Consider the following 17,206-nt stretch of genomic DNA (forward strand, 5'->3'; position numbering starts at 1 on the left):
GGTGCGGGCCGGGGTCAGCGCTCCTTCTGCGCGAGGCGCAGCAGGTGGTCGGCGAGGGCCTGGCCGCCCGCCGGGTCGCGGGAGATGAGCAGCAGCGTGTCGTCGCCCGCGATGGTGCCGAGGATGTCGTGCAGTTCGGCCTGGTCGATGGCCGAGGCGAGGAACTGGGCGGCTCCGGGCGGGGTGCGCAGCACCACCAGGTTGGCGGACGCCTCGGCGGAGATGAGGAGTTCGCCGGAGAGCCGCCGCATCCGCTCCTCCTTGGCGGATTCACCCAGCGGCGCCTGCGGGGTGCGGAACCCGCCCTCGCTCGGCACGGCGTAGATCAGCTCGCCGCCGGTGTTGCGGATCTTCACCGCGCCGAGCTCGTCGAGGTCGCGGCTGAGCGTCGCCTGGGTGACGCTCAGCCCGTCGTCCGCGAGGAGCTTGGCGAGCTGGCTCTGCGAGCGCACCGGCTGCCGGTTGAGGATGTCCACGATCCGGCGGTGCCGTGCCGTGCGGGTCTGCGGTACGGATGGGCCGCCGTGGCCGTTGTCCTGCGCCTCGGTCATCGCTGTGTCATTCTCCGGCTCGTCTCTCCCCGTCGGCCCCGTTGGCCGCTTCGGCCCCGTCGGCCGCCGCGGCCTTGTGGGCCCGGTCGGCCCCGGTGGCCAGGTCGGCCCCGCGGGCGGCGTCCAGGACGCCGGGCAGGGCCCGGATGAGCGCGTCCACCTCGTCGTCCCCGACGATCAGCGGCGGCATGAGCCGGATGACGTCGGGCGCGGGGGCGTTCACCAGGAAGCCGGCGTCCTGAGCCGCCTGCTGCACCTGCGGTGCGAGGGGCTCGGTGAGCACGATACCCAGCAGGAGGCCCGCGCCGCGGACGTGGGAGACCAACGGGTGCCCGAGGCCCTCGATTCCGTCGCGCAGCCGCTCGCCGAGGCGCTTGACCTGGTCGAGGACTCCCTCGGCGGCGAGGGTGTCCAGTACGGCGAGGCCGGCGGCGCACGCGACGGGGTTGCCGCCGAAGGTGGAGCCGTGGTGGCCGGGCTTCAGCAGGTCGGCGGCGTCCCCGAAGGCGAGGGCCGCGCCGATGGGCAGCCCGCCGCCCAGGCCCTTGGCGAGGGTCACGACGTCGGGCTCGACGCCTTCCGCCTGGTACTGGAACCAGTGGCCGCAGCGGCCGATGCCGGTCTGCACCTCGTCGAGCACCAGGAGGGTGCCGGTGGCGCGGGTGATCTCGCGGGCGGCCCGCAGGTAGCCCTTGGGCGGGACGACGACGCCGATCTCGCCCTGGACGGGTTCGATGACGACGAGCGCGGTGTCGGTGGTGACGGCGGCGCGCAGCGCGTCCACGTCCCCGTACGGCACGTGGGTCACGTCGCCGGGCAGGGGGTGGAACGGCTCGCGCTTGCCCTGCTGGCCGGTGAGGGCGAGGGCGCCCATGGTGCGGCCGTGGAAGCCGCCGGTGGTGGCGACCATGTGGCGGCGGCCCGTCAGGCGGCCGATCTTGAAGGCGGCTTCGTTCGCCTCGGCGCCGGAGTTGCAGAAATAGACCCGGCCGGGGCGCCCGGACAGCTGGATGAGCCGTTCGGCGAGGGCGACGGGCGGCTCGGCGGCGAACAGGTTGGAGACGTGGGAGAGGGCCGAGATCTGCTCGGTGACGGCCCGGACGATCGCCGGGTGGGCGTGGCCGAGGGCGTTCACGGCGATGCCGCCGACGAAGTCGAGGTACTCGTTGCCGTCGGCGTCCCGGACGCGCGCGCCCTCACCGCTGACGAGCGCGAGGCGGGGCGTGCCGTAGTTGTCCGTCAGCGCGGACCGCCAGCGCTGCGTGAGCCGTTCGTTGCTCATGCGGTTGCCTCCGGTTCGTCGGGCACGACCATGGTGCCGATGCCCTCGTCGGTGAAGATCTCCAGCAGGATCGCGTGCTGGACGCGTCCGTCGATGACGCGGGCGGTGCGCACGCCGTTGCGCACGGCGTGGAGGCAGCCCTCCATCTTGGGGACCATGCCGCTGGACAGCTCCGGCAGGAGCTTCTCCAGTTCGGTGGCGGTGAGGCGGCTGATGACCTCGTCGCTGTTCGGCCAGTCCTCGTAGAGGCCCTCGACGTCGGTGAGGACCATCAGCGTTTCGGCGCCCAGCGCCGCAGCGAGTGCCGCAGCCGCCGTATCAGCATTGACGTTGTAGACATGTCCGTCGTCCTCCGAGCGGGCGATCGAGGACACGACGGGGATGCGCCCGTCGGCGAGGAGCGCCTCGATGGCGCCCGTGTCGAGGGCGGTGATCTCCCCGACGCGGCCGATGTCGACGGGCTCGCCGTCGATGAGCGGCTGGTGCCGGGTGGCGGTGAGGGTGTGGGCGTCCTCGCCGGTGAGGCCGACGGCGAGCGGGCCGTGCTGGTTGAGCAGCCCGACGAGCTCGCGCTGGACCTGGCCGGCGAGGACCATCCGTACGACGTCCATCGCCTCGGGGGTCGTGACGCGCAGGCCCGCCTTGAACTCGCTGACCAGCCCGTACCGGTCGAGGGCCGCGCTGATCTGCGGGCCGCCGCCGTGCACGACGACGGGCCGCAGCCCGGCGTGGTGGAGGAAGACGACGTCCTGGGCGAAGGCGGCCTTCAGGTCCTCGTCGACCATGGCGTTGCCGCCGAACTTGATGACGACGGTCCTGCCGCGGTGGCGGGTGAGCCAGGGCAGCGCCTCGATGAGGATCTGGGCCTTGGGGAGCGCGGTGTGCTTGCGGGTGCTCATGAGCTGTAGGCGCTGTTCTCGTGGACGTAGTCGGCGGTGAGGTCGTTGGTCCAGATGACGGCGGACTCGCTGCCGGCGGCGAGGTCGGCGGTGATGGTGACCTCCCGGTAGCGCATGTCGACCAGGTCTCGGTCCTCGCCGACGGAGCCGTTCCGGCAGACCCAGACGCCGTTGATGGCGACGCTCAGCCGGTCCGGTTCGAAGGCGGCGCTCGTGGTGCCGATGGCGGACAGGACGCGGCCCCAGTTGGGGTCCTCGCCGTGGATGGCGCACTTGAGGAGGTTGTTGCGGGCGATGGACCGGCCGACCTCGACGGCGTCGGCCTCGCTGGCGGCGTTGACCACCTCGACCCGGATGTCCTTGGACGCGCCCTCGGCGTCGCCGATGAGCTGGCGGCCGAGGTTGTCGCAGACCTCCCGTACGGCCTCCGCGAAGTCGTCGTACGCGGGGGTGACGCCGGACGCGCCGGAGGCGAGCAGCAGGACGGTGTCGTTGGTGGACATGCAGCCGTCCGAGTCGACCCGGTCGAAGGTGACGCGGGTGGCGGACCGCAGCGCCTTGTCCAGCTCGGGGGCGCCGAGGTCGGCGTCGGTGGTGAGGACGACGAGCATGGTGGCCAGGCCGGGGGCGAGCATGCCCGCGCCCTTGGCCATGCCGCCGACGGTCCAGCTTCCCCCGGACTCCGTCCCGGCCCCCCGGGTGACGACGGCGGTCTTGTGGACGGTGTCGGTGGTCTTGATGGCGATGGCGGCCTTCTCGCCGCCGTGCTCGGACAGTTCGGCCGCGGCCTTCTCGATGCCGGGCAGGAGCTTGTCCATGGGCAGGTGGACGCCGATGAGGCCGGTGGAGGCGACGGCGACCTCGCCCGCGCCGACGCCGAGGACCTCGGCGGCCTTCTCGGCGGTGGCGTGGGTGTCCTGGAAGCCCCGCGGGCCGGTGCAGGCGTTGGCGCCGCCGGAGTTGAGGACGACGGCGGCGAGTTCGCCGGTCTTGAGCACCTGCTCGGACCACAGGACGGGAGCGGCCTTGACGCGGTTGGAGGTGAAGACTCCCGCGGCGGCGCGGCGCGGGCCGTTGTTGACCACGAGGGCCAGGTCCGGGTTGCCGTTCTGCTTGATCCCGGCGGCGATGCCCGCCGCCGTGAATCCCTTGGCTGCCGTGACGCTCACGGTGCGACTCCGATCGTGGAAAGGCCGGTCTCCTCGGGGAGGCCGAGGGCGATGTTCATGCTCTGCACCGCGCCGCCCGCGGTGCCCTTGGTGAGGTTGTCGATGGCGCTGACGGCGATGACGCGGTCGGCGGTCCCGTCGTACGCGACCTGGACCTGGACGGCGTTGGAGCCCTGGACGGACGCCGTGGCGGGCCACTGGCCCTCGGGCAGGAGGTGGACGAACGGCTCGTCGGCGTACGCCTTCTCGTAGGCGGCCCGCAGGTCGCGCGCGGTGGTGCCGGGCTTCGCCTTGGCGCTGCACGTGGCGAGGATGCCGCGGGACATGGGCGCGAGGGTGGGCGTGAAGGAGACGGTGACCGGCTGCCCGGCGGCGGCGCCGAGGTTCTGGGCCATCTCGGGGGTGTGCCGGTGGCCGCCGCCGACGCCGTACGGGGACATGGAGCCCATGACCTCGGAGCCGAGCAGGTGCGGCTTGGGCGCCTTGCCCGCGCCGGAGGTGCCGGACGCGGCGACGATCACCGCCTCGGGCTCGGCGAGGCCGTGCACGTACGCCGGGAAGAGGGCGAGCGACACGGCGGTGGGGTAGCAGCCGGGCACCGCGACGCGCTTGGACCCCTCCAGCGCGGCGCGCGCGCCCGGCAGCTCGGGCAGGCCGTAGGGCCAGGTCCCGGCGTGCGGGGAGCCGTAGAACCTCTCCCAGTCGGCGGGGTCCCTCAGCCGGAAGTCGGCGCCCATGTCGATGACCAGCACCTCGTCGCCGAGCTGCTCGGCGACGGCGGCGGACTGGCCGTGCGGCAGGGCGAGGAACACGACGTCGTGCCCGGCGAGCACCTCGGCCGTGGTCGGCTTGAGGACCCGCCCGGCGAGCGGGAGGAGGTGCGGCTGGAGCGCGCCGAGCGGCTGCCCGGCGTTGGAGTTGCCGGTCAGCGCGCCGATCTCGACGCCGGGGTGCGCGAGCAGCAGCCGCAGCAGCTCCCCGCCCGCGTACCCGCTCGCTCCCGCGACTGCCACCCGTACCGTCATGGACCCTCCTTCTGGATGGCATGACTATACGTACCGATGCAGTTTTATGCAATGAGGGGTCCGGGGGGTGCGCGGGGGCCGGCGGACGGCTCGCCGGGGCGGCGACGCGGGCCGCGGCGGTTTCACCTCCGAGCCACGACCAGCCCCGGAGAGGAGCGCCGCCGCGCCGGAGGTCGGGGCGGTCGCCACTTTCCCCGCCGCGCTCCACCCGCCGACCGGCGACCGAACGGCGACGTCCGCGAACCGCGCTGTCCGGCGACTGAGGGCCCCTCGGGCCGCTATCCGGTCCGGACGTCGGCAACCGGCCATGGCCGACGAGGCGTCACATGCCAGACTGACGAACACACTTTCGTGTGGCGAGTGGAACGGGGGCTGCCGAATCGTGGGGTATGTGATACCTGAAGGCGTCGACACGATGCTCGACGTCATCGGTGTGGGCTGGCCGAACGTGGACGAGGACGCGTACCGCGACATGGCCGACGCGTTGCGGGAGTTCGCGGACGACGCCGACGACGACGCGGGCACCGCGTACGCCCACGTACAGACGCTGCTGTCCAGCGGGCAGAGCGAGTCGCTCACCGCCCTGGACGACCACTGGTCCAAGGTGCAGGGCAAGCACAAGGATCTGGCGAAGGCGGCCCGCCTGGTGGCGGGTGCCCTCGACCGGGTCGCCGACATCATCGTCGCCCGGAAGATCGCCGCGGTGGGCGAACTGGCCGATCTGTGCGCGACGGTGGGAATCACGCTGGCGTTCGCGCCGGTGACGGCCGGCCTGTCGACGTTGCTGGCCGGAGCGAAGATCACCGCGACGCGCATCGCGTTCAAGCGGATCATGAAGGAGATGGCGGACGCGGCCGTCGCCGAGATCGTCGCCACGCTCACCGCGCCCGCGGTCGCCGCGATCGAGAACATCGTCGCCGACCTCGCGATCCAGACCGCGCTCAACGCGGCCGGGGTCCAGAACGGGTACGACACCGGCCGGACCGCGCAGGCGGGCGAGGACGGACTGCGGCTCAATTCCGCCGGCCCGGGCGCCGGCCCCGGCGGCGGCCCGAAGATCGACCACGACGCCCACGGCAACGCCGCGACGCATCTGGCCTCCGTGCAGATCACCATGAAGTCCAGGGCCGGCAGCAAGCTCGGCAGGGCCAAGGGACACCACGGGCGCGCCAAGGGCAAGGACTCTCTGACCGCCGTGCTCGACACGTCCATCGAGGGCATCACGGAGAAGCTCACCAAGGCGCTGGACGATCTCGGGGACCACATCGGCAAGAAGGTCCCGGACGCGATCAAGGGCGGATCGAAGACGCACAGGGAGACGGACGGCGATGTCCGCGACCGTCTGCGCGCCATCGCCGCGAGGGACCGCAAGGACGGGGACGACGGCCCGGGCCGTCGCCACGGCGGCTCCGAGCCGGTACGCCGGCGTCGCCCCACATCGATGCGCGAGGCACTGGACCGCCTGCGCGAGGTCGCGATGTCCCTGCTCAACCGGCGGTGCAAGACCGACCCGGTGGACGTGGCCACCGGGGAGATGGTCATGCCCCAGACGGACCTCGTCCTGCCCGGGGTCCTCCCTCTGGCGCTGCGGCGCACCCACATATCCGGTTATCTCTTCGGCCACTGCTTCGGCAGCAGTTGGGCCTCCACGCTCGATGAGCGCCTGGAGATGACCGGGGCGGGCGTCGCGTGGGCGCGGGAGGACGGTTCCGTCCTGTTCTACCCAGCGGTGCCGACCGAGCCCGGTCAGGAGCTGCTGCCGGTGGAGGGCGAACGGCTGCCTCTCGTCCTCGCCGGGCGGGGCGTCCTCGGTGACGTCACATACGCGGTCACCGATCCGCGTACGGGGCTCACCCGGCGCTTCGCCGGCAATCCTTACCACTCGGGGCTGTACTGGCTGACCGACGTCGAGGACCGCAACGGCAACGCCTACCGGATAGACCGCTCCGAGGACGGCCTGCCCGTGCTGGTGAGCCACGACGCGGGCTACCGGGTGCGTGTCGGCACCGACCGGCAGCGCGGGGTGGTCACCACCCTGGACGTGGAGACTCCCGAAGGGCCGGTCCGCGTCGCCTCCTTCGGATACGACGCCGACCGGAACCTGGAGTCGGTCGCCGGTTCGTCCGGTGTGCCCCTGCGCCTCACCTACGACGGACACCGGCGGGTGACGTCGTGGACCGACCGGAACGGGCACACGTACACCTATGTGTACGACGCCGCCGGGCGCGTGACGGAGACGATCGGCCCCGGCGGGGCGCTGTCGTCCCGCTTCTCCTACGACACCGAGGCCCGCGTCACCCGGTTCACCGACTCCACGGGCGCGGTGACCGTCACACGGTTCAACAGTCTCGGCCAGACGGTCGCCGAGACCGACGCCCGCGGCCACACCGTGTACTTCACCTGGGACCGGTACGACAACCTGCTGTCCCGCACCGACGAACTCGGCAACACGGCCGAGTTCGGTTACGACGAGCACGGCGACCTGGTCTCGATGGTGCTGCCCGACGGGCGGCGCGCGTCCGTCGTCTACAACGAGATGCACCTGCCCGTGGCGGTGACCGGCCCCGACGGATCGGTCTGGCGCCAGACCTTCGACGACCGGGGGAACCGGCTGTCGTTGACGGCCCCGGACGGGACGTCCACCCGCTACACGTACGACGCGGCGGGCGCCACCGCCACGGTGACCTTCCCGGGCGGCCTGTCGGAGCGCCGGGTGAACGATCCGGCGGGGCTCACCCTGTCGGTCACGGACTCCCGGGGCGCCACCTACACCGTGACCCGGGACGCCTTCGGGCGGCCCCGCGAGTCGGCCGACCCGGCCGGATCGGTCACCCGGCTGCAGTGGACACCGGACGGCTCGCTGTCCCGGCGCATCGCCCCGGACGGGACGGCCGAGTCGTGGACCTGGGACGAGGAGGGCAACTGCCTCTCGTACACCGACCCCCTGGGCGGCACCGCCCGGTTCGAGTACACCTGGTTCGACCTCCTGGCCGCGCGGACCGGTGTGGATGGGGCCCGGTACGAGTTCACCTACGACACCGAGCTGCGGGTCACCGGTGTCCGCAACCCCCAGGGCCGGACCTGGACGTACACCTACGGCCCCACCGGACTGACCACGTCGGAGACGGACTTCGACGGCCGCACCACCCGCTACGAGCACGACGCGGCCGGCCGGCTCGCCGCCCGTGTCACCCCGGCCGGCCACCGCTTCGCCCTGACCTACGACGCCGTCGGCCGGCTGCTGGAGAAGGACGCCGCCGGGACGGTCACCCGGTTCACCTACGACGCGGCCGACCGGCTGGTCCGGGCCGAGACACCGACGTCCGTCCTCGCCCTGGAGTTCGACCTGATGGGCCGCCTGCTGGCGGAGACCGTCGACGGGCGCACCATGCGGTTCGGTTACGACGCCCACGGGGAGTTGGTGTCGCGGACCACGCCGACCGGCGCCGTCACCACGTACGGGTACGACGAGAGCGGCAACCGGACCCGCGTCGCGGTGGCCGGCCACGCCCTCGACTTCTCCCGCGACCTGCTGGGCCGCGAGCTGGCCCGCACCTTCGGGCCCTCCGCCGCCCCGGTGACGATCGCCTCCACGTGGGACGCCATCGGCCGGCTGGCGTCCCAGACGGTGTCCACGGGCCGCCGAAGGGTCCGCTCCCGGGCGTTCGGCTACCGCGCGGACGGACTGCTCGTCTCCGCCACCGACGAGCTGAGGGGGCTGACCGCCCGGTTCGACCTCGACCCGCTGGGGCGGCCGCTCGGCGTCGCCGTGGACGACTGGTCGGAGCGGTACAGCTACGACGCCATCGGCAACCAGACGGGCGCCCAGTGGCCTGCCCGGGCCCAGCACGTGGAGAGCCGCGGGGAGCGGGTGTACGAGGGGACGCGACTGGTCTCCGCGGGCGGGCTGCGCTACGCGTACGACGACGCCGGCCGGGTCGTCACGCGCCGGAAGAAGCGCCCGTCCCGCAAGCCGGACACCTGGCACTACACCTGGGACGCCGAGGACCGGCTCACCTCCTGCACCACCCCGGACGGCACGGTCTGGCGCTACTCCTACGACCCCCTCGGCCGCCGCACCGCCAAGCACCGCATGGCCAGCGACGGCACCGCGGTCGCCGCCACGGTCCTCTTCTCGTGGGAGGACACCCGGCTGGCCGAGCAGACCGACATGGCCTCCGGGGTCACCCTGACCTGGGACCACGAGGGTTACCGTCCCTTGTCCCAGCTGGAGCGTCGTACCGTCGGCGAGGGTTTGGGACCGGAGGAGGTCGACAGCCGCTTCTTCGCGATCGTCACCGACCTGGTCGGCACGCCCACGGAACTCGTCGACGAGCGGGGCGACGTCGCATGGCACAACCGCTCCACCGTCTGGGGGCTCACGGCGTGGAACCGTGACGCCACCGCCTACACACCCCTGCGCTTCCCGGGCCAGTACGACGACCCGGAGACCGGTCTGCACTACAACGTCCACCGGCACTACGACCCGGAGACCGCCCGCTACGTGTCCGCCGATCCCCTCGGGCTCGCTCCCTCCCCCAATCCGGCCGGCTACGTCACCAACCCCTACACGCTGATGGACCCCGAGGGGTTGATCGCCAAGGGCTGCACGTCGAGGGCCGGCTGGTACGGGGGGCTGCTCCCGGCGAACCAGAAGGTGAACGGGAGGCGGGTCTCCACCGTCGACATGGAGGTCAACCACATCCCGCCCAAGTCGGCCTGGAAGGACGTCATCGAGCCCGGCTTCTACATCGCGAACCGACCGCACAAGAAGCAGAAGGTCAACAACGGTCCGGCGATTCGCATGGATCTCGACGACCACCAGAAGCTGTACAGCTCGGGCTCCAGCCTGGAGGCGCAGGCATGGCAGCAATGGCAGCGTGAGTTGATCAACCAGGGGAAGCTCACGGAGGCCATGCGCATGGACATCGACGACATCAAGACACGATTCCCCGGAAAGTACGACGACCACATCAAGGAGATGGTCGAGAGCCTGAAGGACAACAAGAACTTCCAGGCGATGCTCGCCAAGCGAGGGTGGACGGTCGACGAAAACGCCCTGCTGGTATGACGGAACCTGACGCACCTACGAAGGAGTGGACGTGGACGTGGAACTGCTGCCGCACATCGGCTTCGCGACGTTCCGGTTCGGCATGTCGGCCGACGAGGCCGGTCAGGCCGCGCGCGAGCTGGGCCTGACCGTCCCGGACGCGGACGCCGAGGCCGAGCCGGGACAGATCCTCTGCAAGCACGAGGGCTACCGGGCGAACGTCATGCTCGGCTTCCGCAAGGGCGAGCTGACCAACGTGGAGGTGTGGCGGTTCCGCGACGAGGACGCGGACATGAGGGTCACCCTCGACGGTGTCGACGTCTTCCGCACCCCGAGTGACGAGTTGCTGGCGCGGCTCGAGGAACGGGGCCATGTCGTCGAGGAGAACGACCTCGGTTTCGACGTCCTGCCGGAGCTCAAGGTGATCTTCGCGAACAACAGCAGCTTCGAGTACCCGGTGGACGAGGAGGGTGACCCCCTCTATTTCGACTACGTGCTGGTGACGACGGACCCTGTGGGCTGAGGGGGTTCACCGGGTTCACGGACGTTCGGGGTCCCAGCGGCTTGCGCGCGCACCCCGTCGCGGTCCGCGGAGGCGTCCCGGCGGGCGACGGCGCGGGGCACGGGCGTGGGATGCGGGGGGCACGGGCGCGGGGCACGGGCGTGGGATGCGGGGGGCACGGGCGTGGGACGCGGGGCAGGGGACGCGGGGCACGGGCGCGGGACGCGGGGCAGGGGACCGCAGGACGCGGGTGGGAAAAACCCAAGTGCGGTCGGCAGGCACGCCGTTAAGGTGGCCGGATGACCGCGATCAAGCAGTTCCAGGTGACCTTCGACTGCGCGGAACCGGAGCGTGTCGCCCGGTTCTGGTGCGAGGTGCTGGGGTACGTCCTGCCGCCCGCCCCGAAGGGGTTCGCCACGTGGGACGACTACCAGCGCTCGCTGCCGGCCGGGGAGCGCGGCTCGTGGTCCGCCTGCGCCGACCCGTCGGGGGCGGGTCCGCGCCTGTACTTCCAGCGCGTGCCCGAGGGCAAGGCCGTCAAGAACCGGGTCCATCTCGACGTGCGGGTCGGCACCGGCCTGGTGGGTGAGGAGCGCCTCGCCGTGCTGGAGGCCGAGTGCGCGCGACTGGTCGCGCTCGGGGCCGTACGCGTACGGCTGCTGCGGGCCGACGGCGAGAACGAGTCGTGCATCGTGATGCAGGACGTCGAGGGCAACGAGTTCTGCCTCGACTGAGGGAGGCGCACGACCCCGGTGCCGCGTCGGCCGCCGGGCCGGGCGGGTACGGAAAATCAGGCGAGGCCGCACGGCCGCTGTGCCAGGCTGACGCGGGATCCACTCCGCAACGGCCCGAGGCCCCAGCCGACTTAGGGCCCTCGACAGCCCCGGGAGCGCCATGTCCACGCCGCCACGCCTGATCCCGCTGCTCGACCAGTTCGACTTCGCGCGCGAGCGGCTGGCCGACCGGTTGACGGGCCCCGTCGTGGACAGCGGCAACGGTACGGCCGTCGAGGTCGGCCCCCTCACGGACGAGGAGTACCTGTGGGAGCCGGTGCCGGGCTGCTGGTCGGTCCGGCGCCGCACGGACGGGCCGGGGCCGCGCGCGACCGCCCTGAGCGGCACGGGCGACTGGGGGCGTGACACCGCGCCCGCCCCGCACCCGGTCCCGCCGCCCTTCACCACGCTCGCCTGGCGGCTGAGCCACCTCAGCGAACTGCTGGCCCTGCGGGCCGACCACACCGCGGGCACCCACACCCTGACCAGGGACGACTACCGCACGAGCGGAGACGCGGCCGGCGCGATCGCCGAGTTCGACGCGGCCGCGACGGCCTGGCGGAACGCCCTGCTGGCCGCCGACGACCGCGCCCTGGACACGGTGGGCCACAGCACGTACCCCCACGGCAGCGACCCCGAGGACCCGTTCGTCGACATCGTCTGGTGGGTCAACCAGGAGCTGCTCCACCACGGCGCGGAGATCGCGCTGATCCGCGACCTGTACCGCTCCCGCCACGCCTGACGGCCCGCAGCCGGCGGGGCGGGAGGGGGCCGCAGTCGGCGTGGCAGGGCGGGACGGGGCGGGGCGGTCTCAGCCCTGCGGCCGCAGCCGGAAGGCGGGGCAGACGTCCGGGTCGCCTTCCGCGTACAGGTGAGTGCGCCCGTCGCCCTCGGCGATCGACAGCGAGTCGAGGGTGTCCCCCTCCAGGAAGCGCTTCGGCGCGGTGAACGAGAGGGACAGGCGCGCGAACTCGGTGGCCGCGGTGCCGCCCTGCACCACGGACCAGGTGCCGGACCCGTCGAAGGTCTCGCCGAGTTCGCCGCGGTGCCAGTCGCCGGTCGGCCAGCCGCGCACGGTGACCGTGCCGCTTCCCGGCTTGCTCTCCGACGCCTTCAGGGTGAGCGTCACGCCCTCCGCGTCGCCCTCCCCCCGGTAGGTGCCGGCGAGCTGCGCGGAGGTCGCGCCGACCGCCCGCTCCCCCATGCAGCCCTCCAGGGCGGTGGGCGCGGGCGAGCAGCCCGGCAGGCAGCTCAGCAGGGCGAGCACGGCGGCGGCCGCCGTCAGGATGCGTCCTCGGGACACCGGCTCACTTCTCCTTCGCCGGAATGCGCTCGGTCCAGACGATCTTCTGGTCCACGGACGAGAAGACGCCTTCCTCGCGGTTGAACTTCTCCAGCCAGTCGTAGTAGCCGACATAGTGCAGGAACGACTCGTTGCTGGTGTTGTTCTTCAGGGTGTACTCGACCACCAGGGAGCCGTCGGGGTCCTGGCCCTTGACCGTGTAGTTGAGGTTGTACGAGCCGGTGAACGCCTCGCCGAGGTGGTCCTCGTCGCCGGTGACGATGGCCGGCAGGTCCGTGGTGACGAGCTTCTTGAACGCGCCGAGCTTGCCGCTCTCCGAGATCGAGTACGCCACGCTGCCCTGCGGCTGGCCGGTGGACCGCCACTGCTCCAGCGTGTCCAGCCGCAGCTGCTCCATGCTCTCGCTGGACCTGATCAGCTCGGTCATCTCGTCGCCGTGGTAGTAGTCGCGGTGGCGGGCGCCGTCGCCGGTCACCCAGTCCCATCCCAGCGAGTACGGGTCGTCCGAACTGAGGCCCGGGTAGGGATCCTTGCCCTGGAGGGCGAGGCCCACCGCGTTGTACACGTCCTCACCGATGCTCTTCGTCGAGTCGATGTCGGTGAGCCCGGGCGCCTTGTTGAACCACTGGCCCAGGCCGATGTCGGCCATCAGGCTGTAGGCGAGGTTGCGGTCGGCCGTCACCCCGCGCTTGAGGATCTGCGCGATCTCCCGGTCCGCCGCCTCGATGGTCTTCTTCTCCTCGGCGGTCAGCTCGACCTTGCAGACGTTGCCGATGACGTCCGGGGACAGCGTCCCGTCCTGTCTGATGTACAGGCCCTTCTCCCTGGCCCGCCGGGTGGCGTCCTTCAGGTCCCTCTGGGCCGACTTCAGATCGCCCACGCCGTCCTCGACGACGCGCCGGGCCGCGTCCGCCACCTTCGCGGCGTTCTCCAGCTGGCGCTGGATGTCGTCGATCATCTTCCAGGCGTACGGGGCGGCCGCCCCCTCCCAGTAGCCCTTGTCGCGCAGCGGCGTGAGCACCTCGTCGTGCATGCGCTTGCCGAGGCCCTTGATGTCCCGGTGGATGCCCTCCCAGCGGTCCGCCAGGCCGTCCAGCGCCGACAGGTCCGCGGCCAGCAGGGTGAGGTAGAAGGTCTCCGCCATCAGTAGTCCTCCAGCGCGGAGCGGACCCGCACCCGGTCGACGGCCTGGCCCGCCTCCATGTCGGCCCGGGTGTAGGTGCCGTCGCTGGCCCGCAGGCTCGCCGCGATGTGCGCGAGCCATGCCGTGACCGTCCCGGCCTGCCGCTCCCACTGCCGGTGGGCGAGCCGGACCGCGCGCGCCGACTCCAGCCCCTCCAGCGCGCTCACCGCCTTCAGCGCCGGCTCCTCCAGCGACGCGGCCGGCTTGTGGAAGTGGTCGTAGATGTCGTCGATCCGGCCGGCGGCCTTCTTGAGCACACCGGGCGCGATCTTCAAGTCGACCGACCGTCCGCCGGGGGGCGGCGGCCGCAGCAGGCCGGGAGGGTCCGGGCGCAGTTGCGGCCGGGCCAGCGGGTCGGCGGTGCTGTCCGCGGGCGGCGCGGTGTAGTGGCCCTCCCAGCCGGGGAGGACCTCGTGCCGTTCCAGCTCGTCCGGGGACAGCGGCAGCTTCGCCCCGTCCGGCTCCGGAAGCCGGTCGTCCCCGGTGGCTTTGCCCTCGCTGACCGCGGTTGTTCCCTCGCTCATGTGATCCCCCGTTCGATGTCTCCCCTCAGATAATCATGACGGCGGCCGGATGATCACATCCGGGATACGGAAAGCGATGCCGGTCGGGCCGACGCCGGTACCGGGGCCGCCGAGGCGGTCCCGGCACGCGCGGCGGTCCCGGCAGGCGCGGCGGGTGCGGCACGGCGGCTCCTGCCCCGCCCGGCCGGGAGCCGCCTCAGGTGCCCGCACCGAGAGCCCGTACGAGCTCCCGCATCGCGGCGGGCGGCAGCGCGGGGTTCGCGGCCGCCGCTTCCGCCACCTCCCCGTCGCCGTCGCCCAGAAGCCCGACGAGGACGCGCGGGGGCAGCGCAGGGTGAGCGGCCACCGCACGCCGCGCCCGTGGGTCGGGCCGGGTTGGCGGCGAGGCCGGGGAGGGCGGCGTCGGCGCGGGTGAAAGGGTGCACGGGGGCATCCTGCCGGGGGCGTGGCGCGGCGGGCTCGTGGTTTTCACCGGGTGGATAGCGTGGACGCATGGACGAGCTGAACGGGGTGGAGGTCGTCGCCTTCCGCGACGCAGGGGCGTTCGAGGAGTGGCTGGAGCGGCATCACACGCGCCGGGAGGGCGTGTGGGTGAAGGTCGCCCGGAAGAAGTCGGGCGTCCCGTCCGTCACGGACGGCGAGCTCGTGGACGTGGGGCTCTGCTACGGCTGGATCTCCGGGCAGCGCAAGGCGTACGACGAGACGTACTACCTCCAGAAGTACGTGCCGCGCCGCCCGCGCAGCCTGTGGTCCCGGGTCAACGTGGAGCGGGTCGCCGAGCTGACCGCCGCCGGGCGCATGCGGGAGCCGGGCCTCGCCGAGGTGCGGCGGGCGCAGGAGGACGGGCGGTGGGACGCCGCGTACGAGTCCCAGCGGACGGCGACCGTGCCGCCGGACCTGGCGGCGGCGCTCGACGCGGCGCCGGGGGCGCGGGAGGCGTTCGAGGCGCTCGACCGGACGGCCCGGTACCAGGTGATCCTGCCGCTGCTGCAGGCCCGCACCCCGCGGGCGCGCCGCGAGCGGCTGGAGAGGGCGGTGCGGGCGCTGGCCGCCGGGGCGCGCTGACGCTGCCGCGTGTCGGGGGCGGCGACTCGCTACGATCCGGTGGCCCTCACCCCGCCGGTGTTCTCGGGAGGAACAACGTGGCAGTGCCCCCGGAGGCGAGCGTGCTCGCCCGGATGTCCGACCTCGTCCGCGCGATGCCCGCCGAACGCGGCGGTGCCCTGTGGCGGCTCGCCGTCCAGGAGCGGCAGCTCGACGCCAACGTGGTGCGGCTCGCGCCCGGCGCGGGGGTGGCCGTCCATGTGGAGGCCGACCTCGACGTGCTGGTGTTCGTGGTGAGCGGCCAGGGGCGGCTGGAGACGGGCGACGCGGGGTCGGAGGCGCTGGAGGCCGGGTGCGTCGTGTGGCTGCCGCACGGGGCGCGGCGGGGGCTCGTGGCGGGGCCGCACGGGCTGGACTACCTCACGGTGCACCGCCGGCGTCCCGGTATGACGATCGGCCGGCCGACCGCTGCGGGGCGCGAGCAGGGCGGTGAGCCGGCCTGCCTGCTGGACCGGGTGTGCCCCGAGTGCGGCCGGCTCGCTCCCGAGGGCGCCGAGGTCCGGTACTGCGCCCGCTGCGGGACGGCCCTGCCGGAGCGCTGACGGCCACCGCGACGAGCTGTACGGCGGCGGCCCCGAGCAGCGCCCCCGGCAGCGAGGCGTCCGCGAGCGGCCCGGCGACGGCCGCCCCCAGCGCGAAGCCGCTGATCTTCAGGCTGGCGCCGGTCGTGAAGACCTGGGCGCGCAGCCGGTCGGGCGCCTCCCGGTGCCGGACCGCGAACAGCGCCGTCAGCTGTGGCCCCTCCCCGAGCCCCGCGAGCACCACCGCCGCCAGCAGGACGGCGGGGTGACCGGCCGCGGCGGCGAGCAGCAGGGCGGCGCCCTGCAGGAGGGTCGCCGCCCGGAACACCGCCTCCGGCGCGGGCGCTCCGGACAGGCGCGCGAGCAGGGCGTTCCCCACGAGGGCGGCCGCCGCGACGACGGCCAGCAGCAGCGCCCCGTACCCGGCCCCGCCCAGATGCCGCTCGCCCAGCAGGGGCGTACAGGCGACGAGGACGCCCTGCCCGGCGCACGACACCACGGAGGCCGCCGTCACCCGGCCCAGCACCGGGGCACCCGCCAGCGCCCGGAACCCGGCCCCGACGTCGGCGGCCAGCCGCCGGGAGCGCGGCACGGGCGCGGCGGGGCCTGAGGGGGCGGGGGTCGCCGGCTCGGGGGTGCCGGGGACCGCCACGGGGCCGGAGGGTGCGGGGGTCGCGGGCCCGGAGGTGCCGGGCGCGCCGCATGCCGAGGGGTCTGCGGGGCCGGAGCTCCCCGGCCGGAAGATGCCGGGCGCGGCGGGGGCCGCCAGGGCGAGAAAGGCCGCCGCCGCGACGACGGCCGGCCCGGAGCCGTACGCCACGGCCACCGCCGCGGTCAGGGCCGGGCCCGCCAGGGCCGCCGCGTGGAAGGTCATCGCGTCCAGGGCCGTGGCGCGGGGCAGCGCCGCCCGCTCCACCACCCCGGGGAGCTGGGCCGTCCAGCCGCCCGACAGGGCCGGGGCCAGCAGCCCGGAGCCGGCCGCGATCAGCAGGGGCACGGCGGCCGGTGCGCGCCCCAGGCACACGGCCACGGCCAGCAGGCTCGCCGCGTAGCCGGTGACCGACCAGGCGAGGAGCCGCCCCGGGCGTGCCGAGCGGTCGAGCAGCGCGCCCAGGACCGGTCCGCCCACGGCCGCGGCCGCCGTGCTCGCGGCGAGCAGGGCGGACGCGGTCGCGGACGACCCGGTGGCGGCGAGCTCCGCCAGGAGCAGCGCGGGCCCGGCCATCTCGTCGCCCGTACGGGCGAGTGCGGCGCCGGTCGTGTACCGGAGGAGCGGGTAACGGTCTCTCACGCACGGCACGTTACGCACGTAACGGAAAA

15 protein-coding genes are annotated in these 17,206 nt (G+C 73.3%); 5 read left to right on the forward strand and 10 right to left on the reverse strand.

Features of this window, described 5'->3' with window-relative positions; genetic code table 11:
* Positions 1–14: 14 nt before the first annotated feature.
* The 5 genes from ACSUPT_RS04380 to argC are packed head-to-tail and all read right to left on the reverse strand — an operon-like array spanning position 15 to position 4,926.
* Positions 15–551, reverse strand: coding sequence for an arginine repressor (locus ACSUPT_RS04380; RefSeq protein WP_023589577.1), 537 nt, complete (start codon positions 549–551; stop codon positions 15–17).
* A 7-nt stretch (positions 552–558) separates the two neighbouring features.
* Entirely contained in the window at positions 559–1,833 is a 1,275-nt protein-coding gene (locus tag ACSUPT_RS04385; RefSeq protein WP_436943499.1) for an acetylornithine transaminase, read from the reverse strand.
* Positions 1,830–2,732 carry an acetylglutamate kinase gene (gene argB / locus ACSUPT_RS04390; protein WP_351963038.1) on the reverse strand — a complete coding sequence of 301 codons (903 nt, stop codon included), beginning with the start codon at positions 2,730–2,732 and terminating at the stop codon, positions 1,830–1,832. Before argB ends, ACSUPT_RS04385 begins: the two co-directional genes overlap by 4 nt.
* Positions 2,729–3,901: a bifunctional glutamate N-acetyltransferase/amino-acid acetyltransferase ArgJ gene (gene argJ / locus ACSUPT_RS04395; protein ID WP_436943500.1), complete on the reverse strand. Its 1,173-nt coding sequence runs from the start codon at positions 3,899–3,901 to the stop codon at positions 2,729–2,731. The genes argB and argJ overlap by 4 nt, the downstream gene beginning before the upstream one ends.
* On the reverse strand, positions 3,898–4,926 hold the full coding sequence (gene argC / locus ACSUPT_RS04400; protein WP_351963040.1) for an N-acetyl-gamma-glutamyl-phosphate reductase: 1,029 nt from the start codon (positions 4,924–4,926) through the stop codon (positions 3,898–3,900). Before argC ends, argJ begins: the two co-directional genes overlap by 4 nt.
* A 391-nt stretch (positions 4,927–5,317) precedes the next feature.
* Here argC and ACSUPT_RS04405 point away from each other — a divergent pair, with 391 nt between their 5' ends.
* The 4 genes from ACSUPT_RS04405 to ACSUPT_RS04420 all read left to right on the forward strand — a co-directional run bounded on the left by ACSUPT_RS04405 (position 5,318) and on the right by ACSUPT_RS04420 (position 11,993).
* Positions 5,318–9,997, forward strand: coding sequence for a DUF6531 domain-containing protein (locus ACSUPT_RS04405; RefSeq protein ID WP_436943501.1), 4,680 nt, complete (start codon positions 5,318–5,320; stop codon positions 9,995–9,997).
* Between the two features lie 31 nt (positions 9,998–10,028).
* Positions 10,029–10,499: a hypothetical protein gene (locus tag ACSUPT_RS04410; RefSeq protein WP_361660835.1), complete on the forward strand. Its 471-nt coding sequence runs from the start codon at positions 10,029–10,031 to the stop codon at positions 10,497–10,499.
* 278 nt (positions 10,500–10,777) lie between these two features.
* Positions 10,778–11,212: a VOC family protein gene (locus tag ACSUPT_RS04415; protein WP_351963043.1), complete on the forward strand. Its 435-nt coding sequence runs from the start codon at positions 10,778–10,780 to the stop codon at positions 11,210–11,212.
* A gap of 160 nt (positions 11,213–11,372) precedes the next feature.
* Entirely contained in the window at positions 11,373–11,993 is a 621-nt protein-coding gene (locus tag ACSUPT_RS04420; protein ID WP_404148078.1) for a DinB family protein, read from the forward strand.
* Between the two features lie 69 nt (positions 11,994–12,062).
* Here the strand turns inward: ACSUPT_RS04420 and ACSUPT_RS04425 are convergent, their stop codons facing one another.
* From ACSUPT_RS04425 to ACSUPT_RS04440, 4 genes are all read right to left on the reverse strand, one after another.
* On the reverse strand, positions 12,063–12,554 hold the full coding sequence (locus ACSUPT_RS04425) for a hypothetical protein (protein WP_404148074.1): 492 nt from the start codon (positions 12,552–12,554) through the stop codon (positions 12,063–12,065).
* 4 nt (positions 12,555–12,558) lie between these two features.
* Positions 12,559–13,698, reverse strand: coding sequence for a hypothetical protein (locus tag ACSUPT_RS04430; RefSeq protein ID WP_351963046.1), 1,140 nt, complete (start codon positions 13,696–13,698; stop codon positions 12,559–12,561).
* The gene (locus ACSUPT_RS04435; protein WP_365726470.1) at positions 13,698–14,261 is read right to left on the reverse strand and encodes a hypothetical protein; all 564 of its coding nucleotides are present in this window, start codon (positions 14,259–14,261) and stop codon (positions 13,698–13,700) included. Before ACSUPT_RS04435 ends, ACSUPT_RS04430 begins: the two co-directional genes overlap by 1 nt.
* Before the next feature lie 196 nt (positions 14,262–14,457).
* The gene (locus tag ACSUPT_RS04440; RefSeq protein ID WP_436943502.1) at positions 14,458–14,607 is read right to left on the reverse strand and encodes a hypothetical protein; all 150 of its coding nucleotides are present in this window, start codon (positions 14,605–14,607) and stop codon (positions 14,458–14,460) included.
* Between the two features lie 146 nt (positions 14,608–14,753).
* On the opposite strand from ACSUPT_RS04440, the gene ACSUPT_RS04445 reads away from it, so the two are divergent.
* The gene (locus tag ACSUPT_RS04445; protein ID WP_361660844.1) at positions 14,754–15,326 is read left to right on the forward strand and encodes a YdeI/OmpD-associated family protein; all 573 of its coding nucleotides are present in this window, start codon (positions 14,754–14,756) and stop codon (positions 15,324–15,326) included.
* Positions 15,327–15,725: 399 nt separating this feature from the next.
* On the opposite strand, the gene ACSUPT_RS04450 is transcribed toward ACSUPT_RS04445, so the two are convergent.
* Positions 15,726–17,177: an MFS transporter gene (locus ACSUPT_RS04450; protein ID WP_436943503.1), complete on the reverse strand. Its 1,452-nt coding sequence runs from the start codon at positions 17,175–17,177 to the stop codon at positions 15,726–15,728.
* Positions 17,178–17,206: the final 29 nt, after the last annotated feature.

Origin of the sequence: Streptomyces sp. SudanB25_2051 (assembly GCF_964272635.1) — a bacterium.
Lineage (GTDB): Bacteria > Actinomycetota > Actinomycetes > Streptomycetales > Streptomycetaceae > Streptomyces.

Bases quoted from the DNA above. Each gene is read 5' to 3' on its own strand.
- ACSUPT_RS04380 (WP_023589577.1), bottom strand. From the start codon at position 551: ATGACCGAGGCGCAGGACAACGGCCACGGCGGCCCATCCGTACCGCAG.
- ACSUPT_RS04385 (WP_436943499.1), bottom strand. From the start codon at position 1,833: ATGAGCAACGAACGGCTCACGCAGCGCTGGCGGTCCGCGCTGACGGAC.
- argB (WP_351963038.1), bottom strand. From the start codon at position 2,732: ATGAGCACCCGCAAGCACACCGCGCTCCCCAAGGCCCAGATCCTCATC.
- argC (WP_351963040.1), bottom strand. From the start codon at position 4,926: ATGACGGTACGGGTGGCAGTCGCGGGAGCGAGCGGGTACGCGGGCGGG.
- ACSUPT_RS04415 (WP_351963043.1), top strand. From the start codon at position 10,778: ATGACCGCGATCAAGCAGTTCCAGGTGACCTTCGACTGCGCGGAACCG.
- ACSUPT_RS04420 (WP_404148078.1), top strand. From the start codon at position 11,373: ATGTCCACGCCGCCACGCCTGATCCCGCTGCTCGACCAGTTCGACTTC.
- ACSUPT_RS04430 (WP_351963046.1), bottom strand. From the start codon at position 13,698: ATGGCGGAGACCTTCTACCTCACCCTGCTGGCCGCGGACCTGTCGGCG.
- ACSUPT_RS04435 (WP_365726470.1), bottom strand. From the start codon at position 14,261: ATGAGCGAGGGAACAACCGCGGTCAGCGAGGGCAAAGCCACCGGGGAC.
- ACSUPT_RS04445 (WP_361660844.1), top strand. From the start codon at position 14,754: ATGGACGAGCTGAACGGGGTGGAGGTCGTCGCCTTCCGCGACGCAGGG.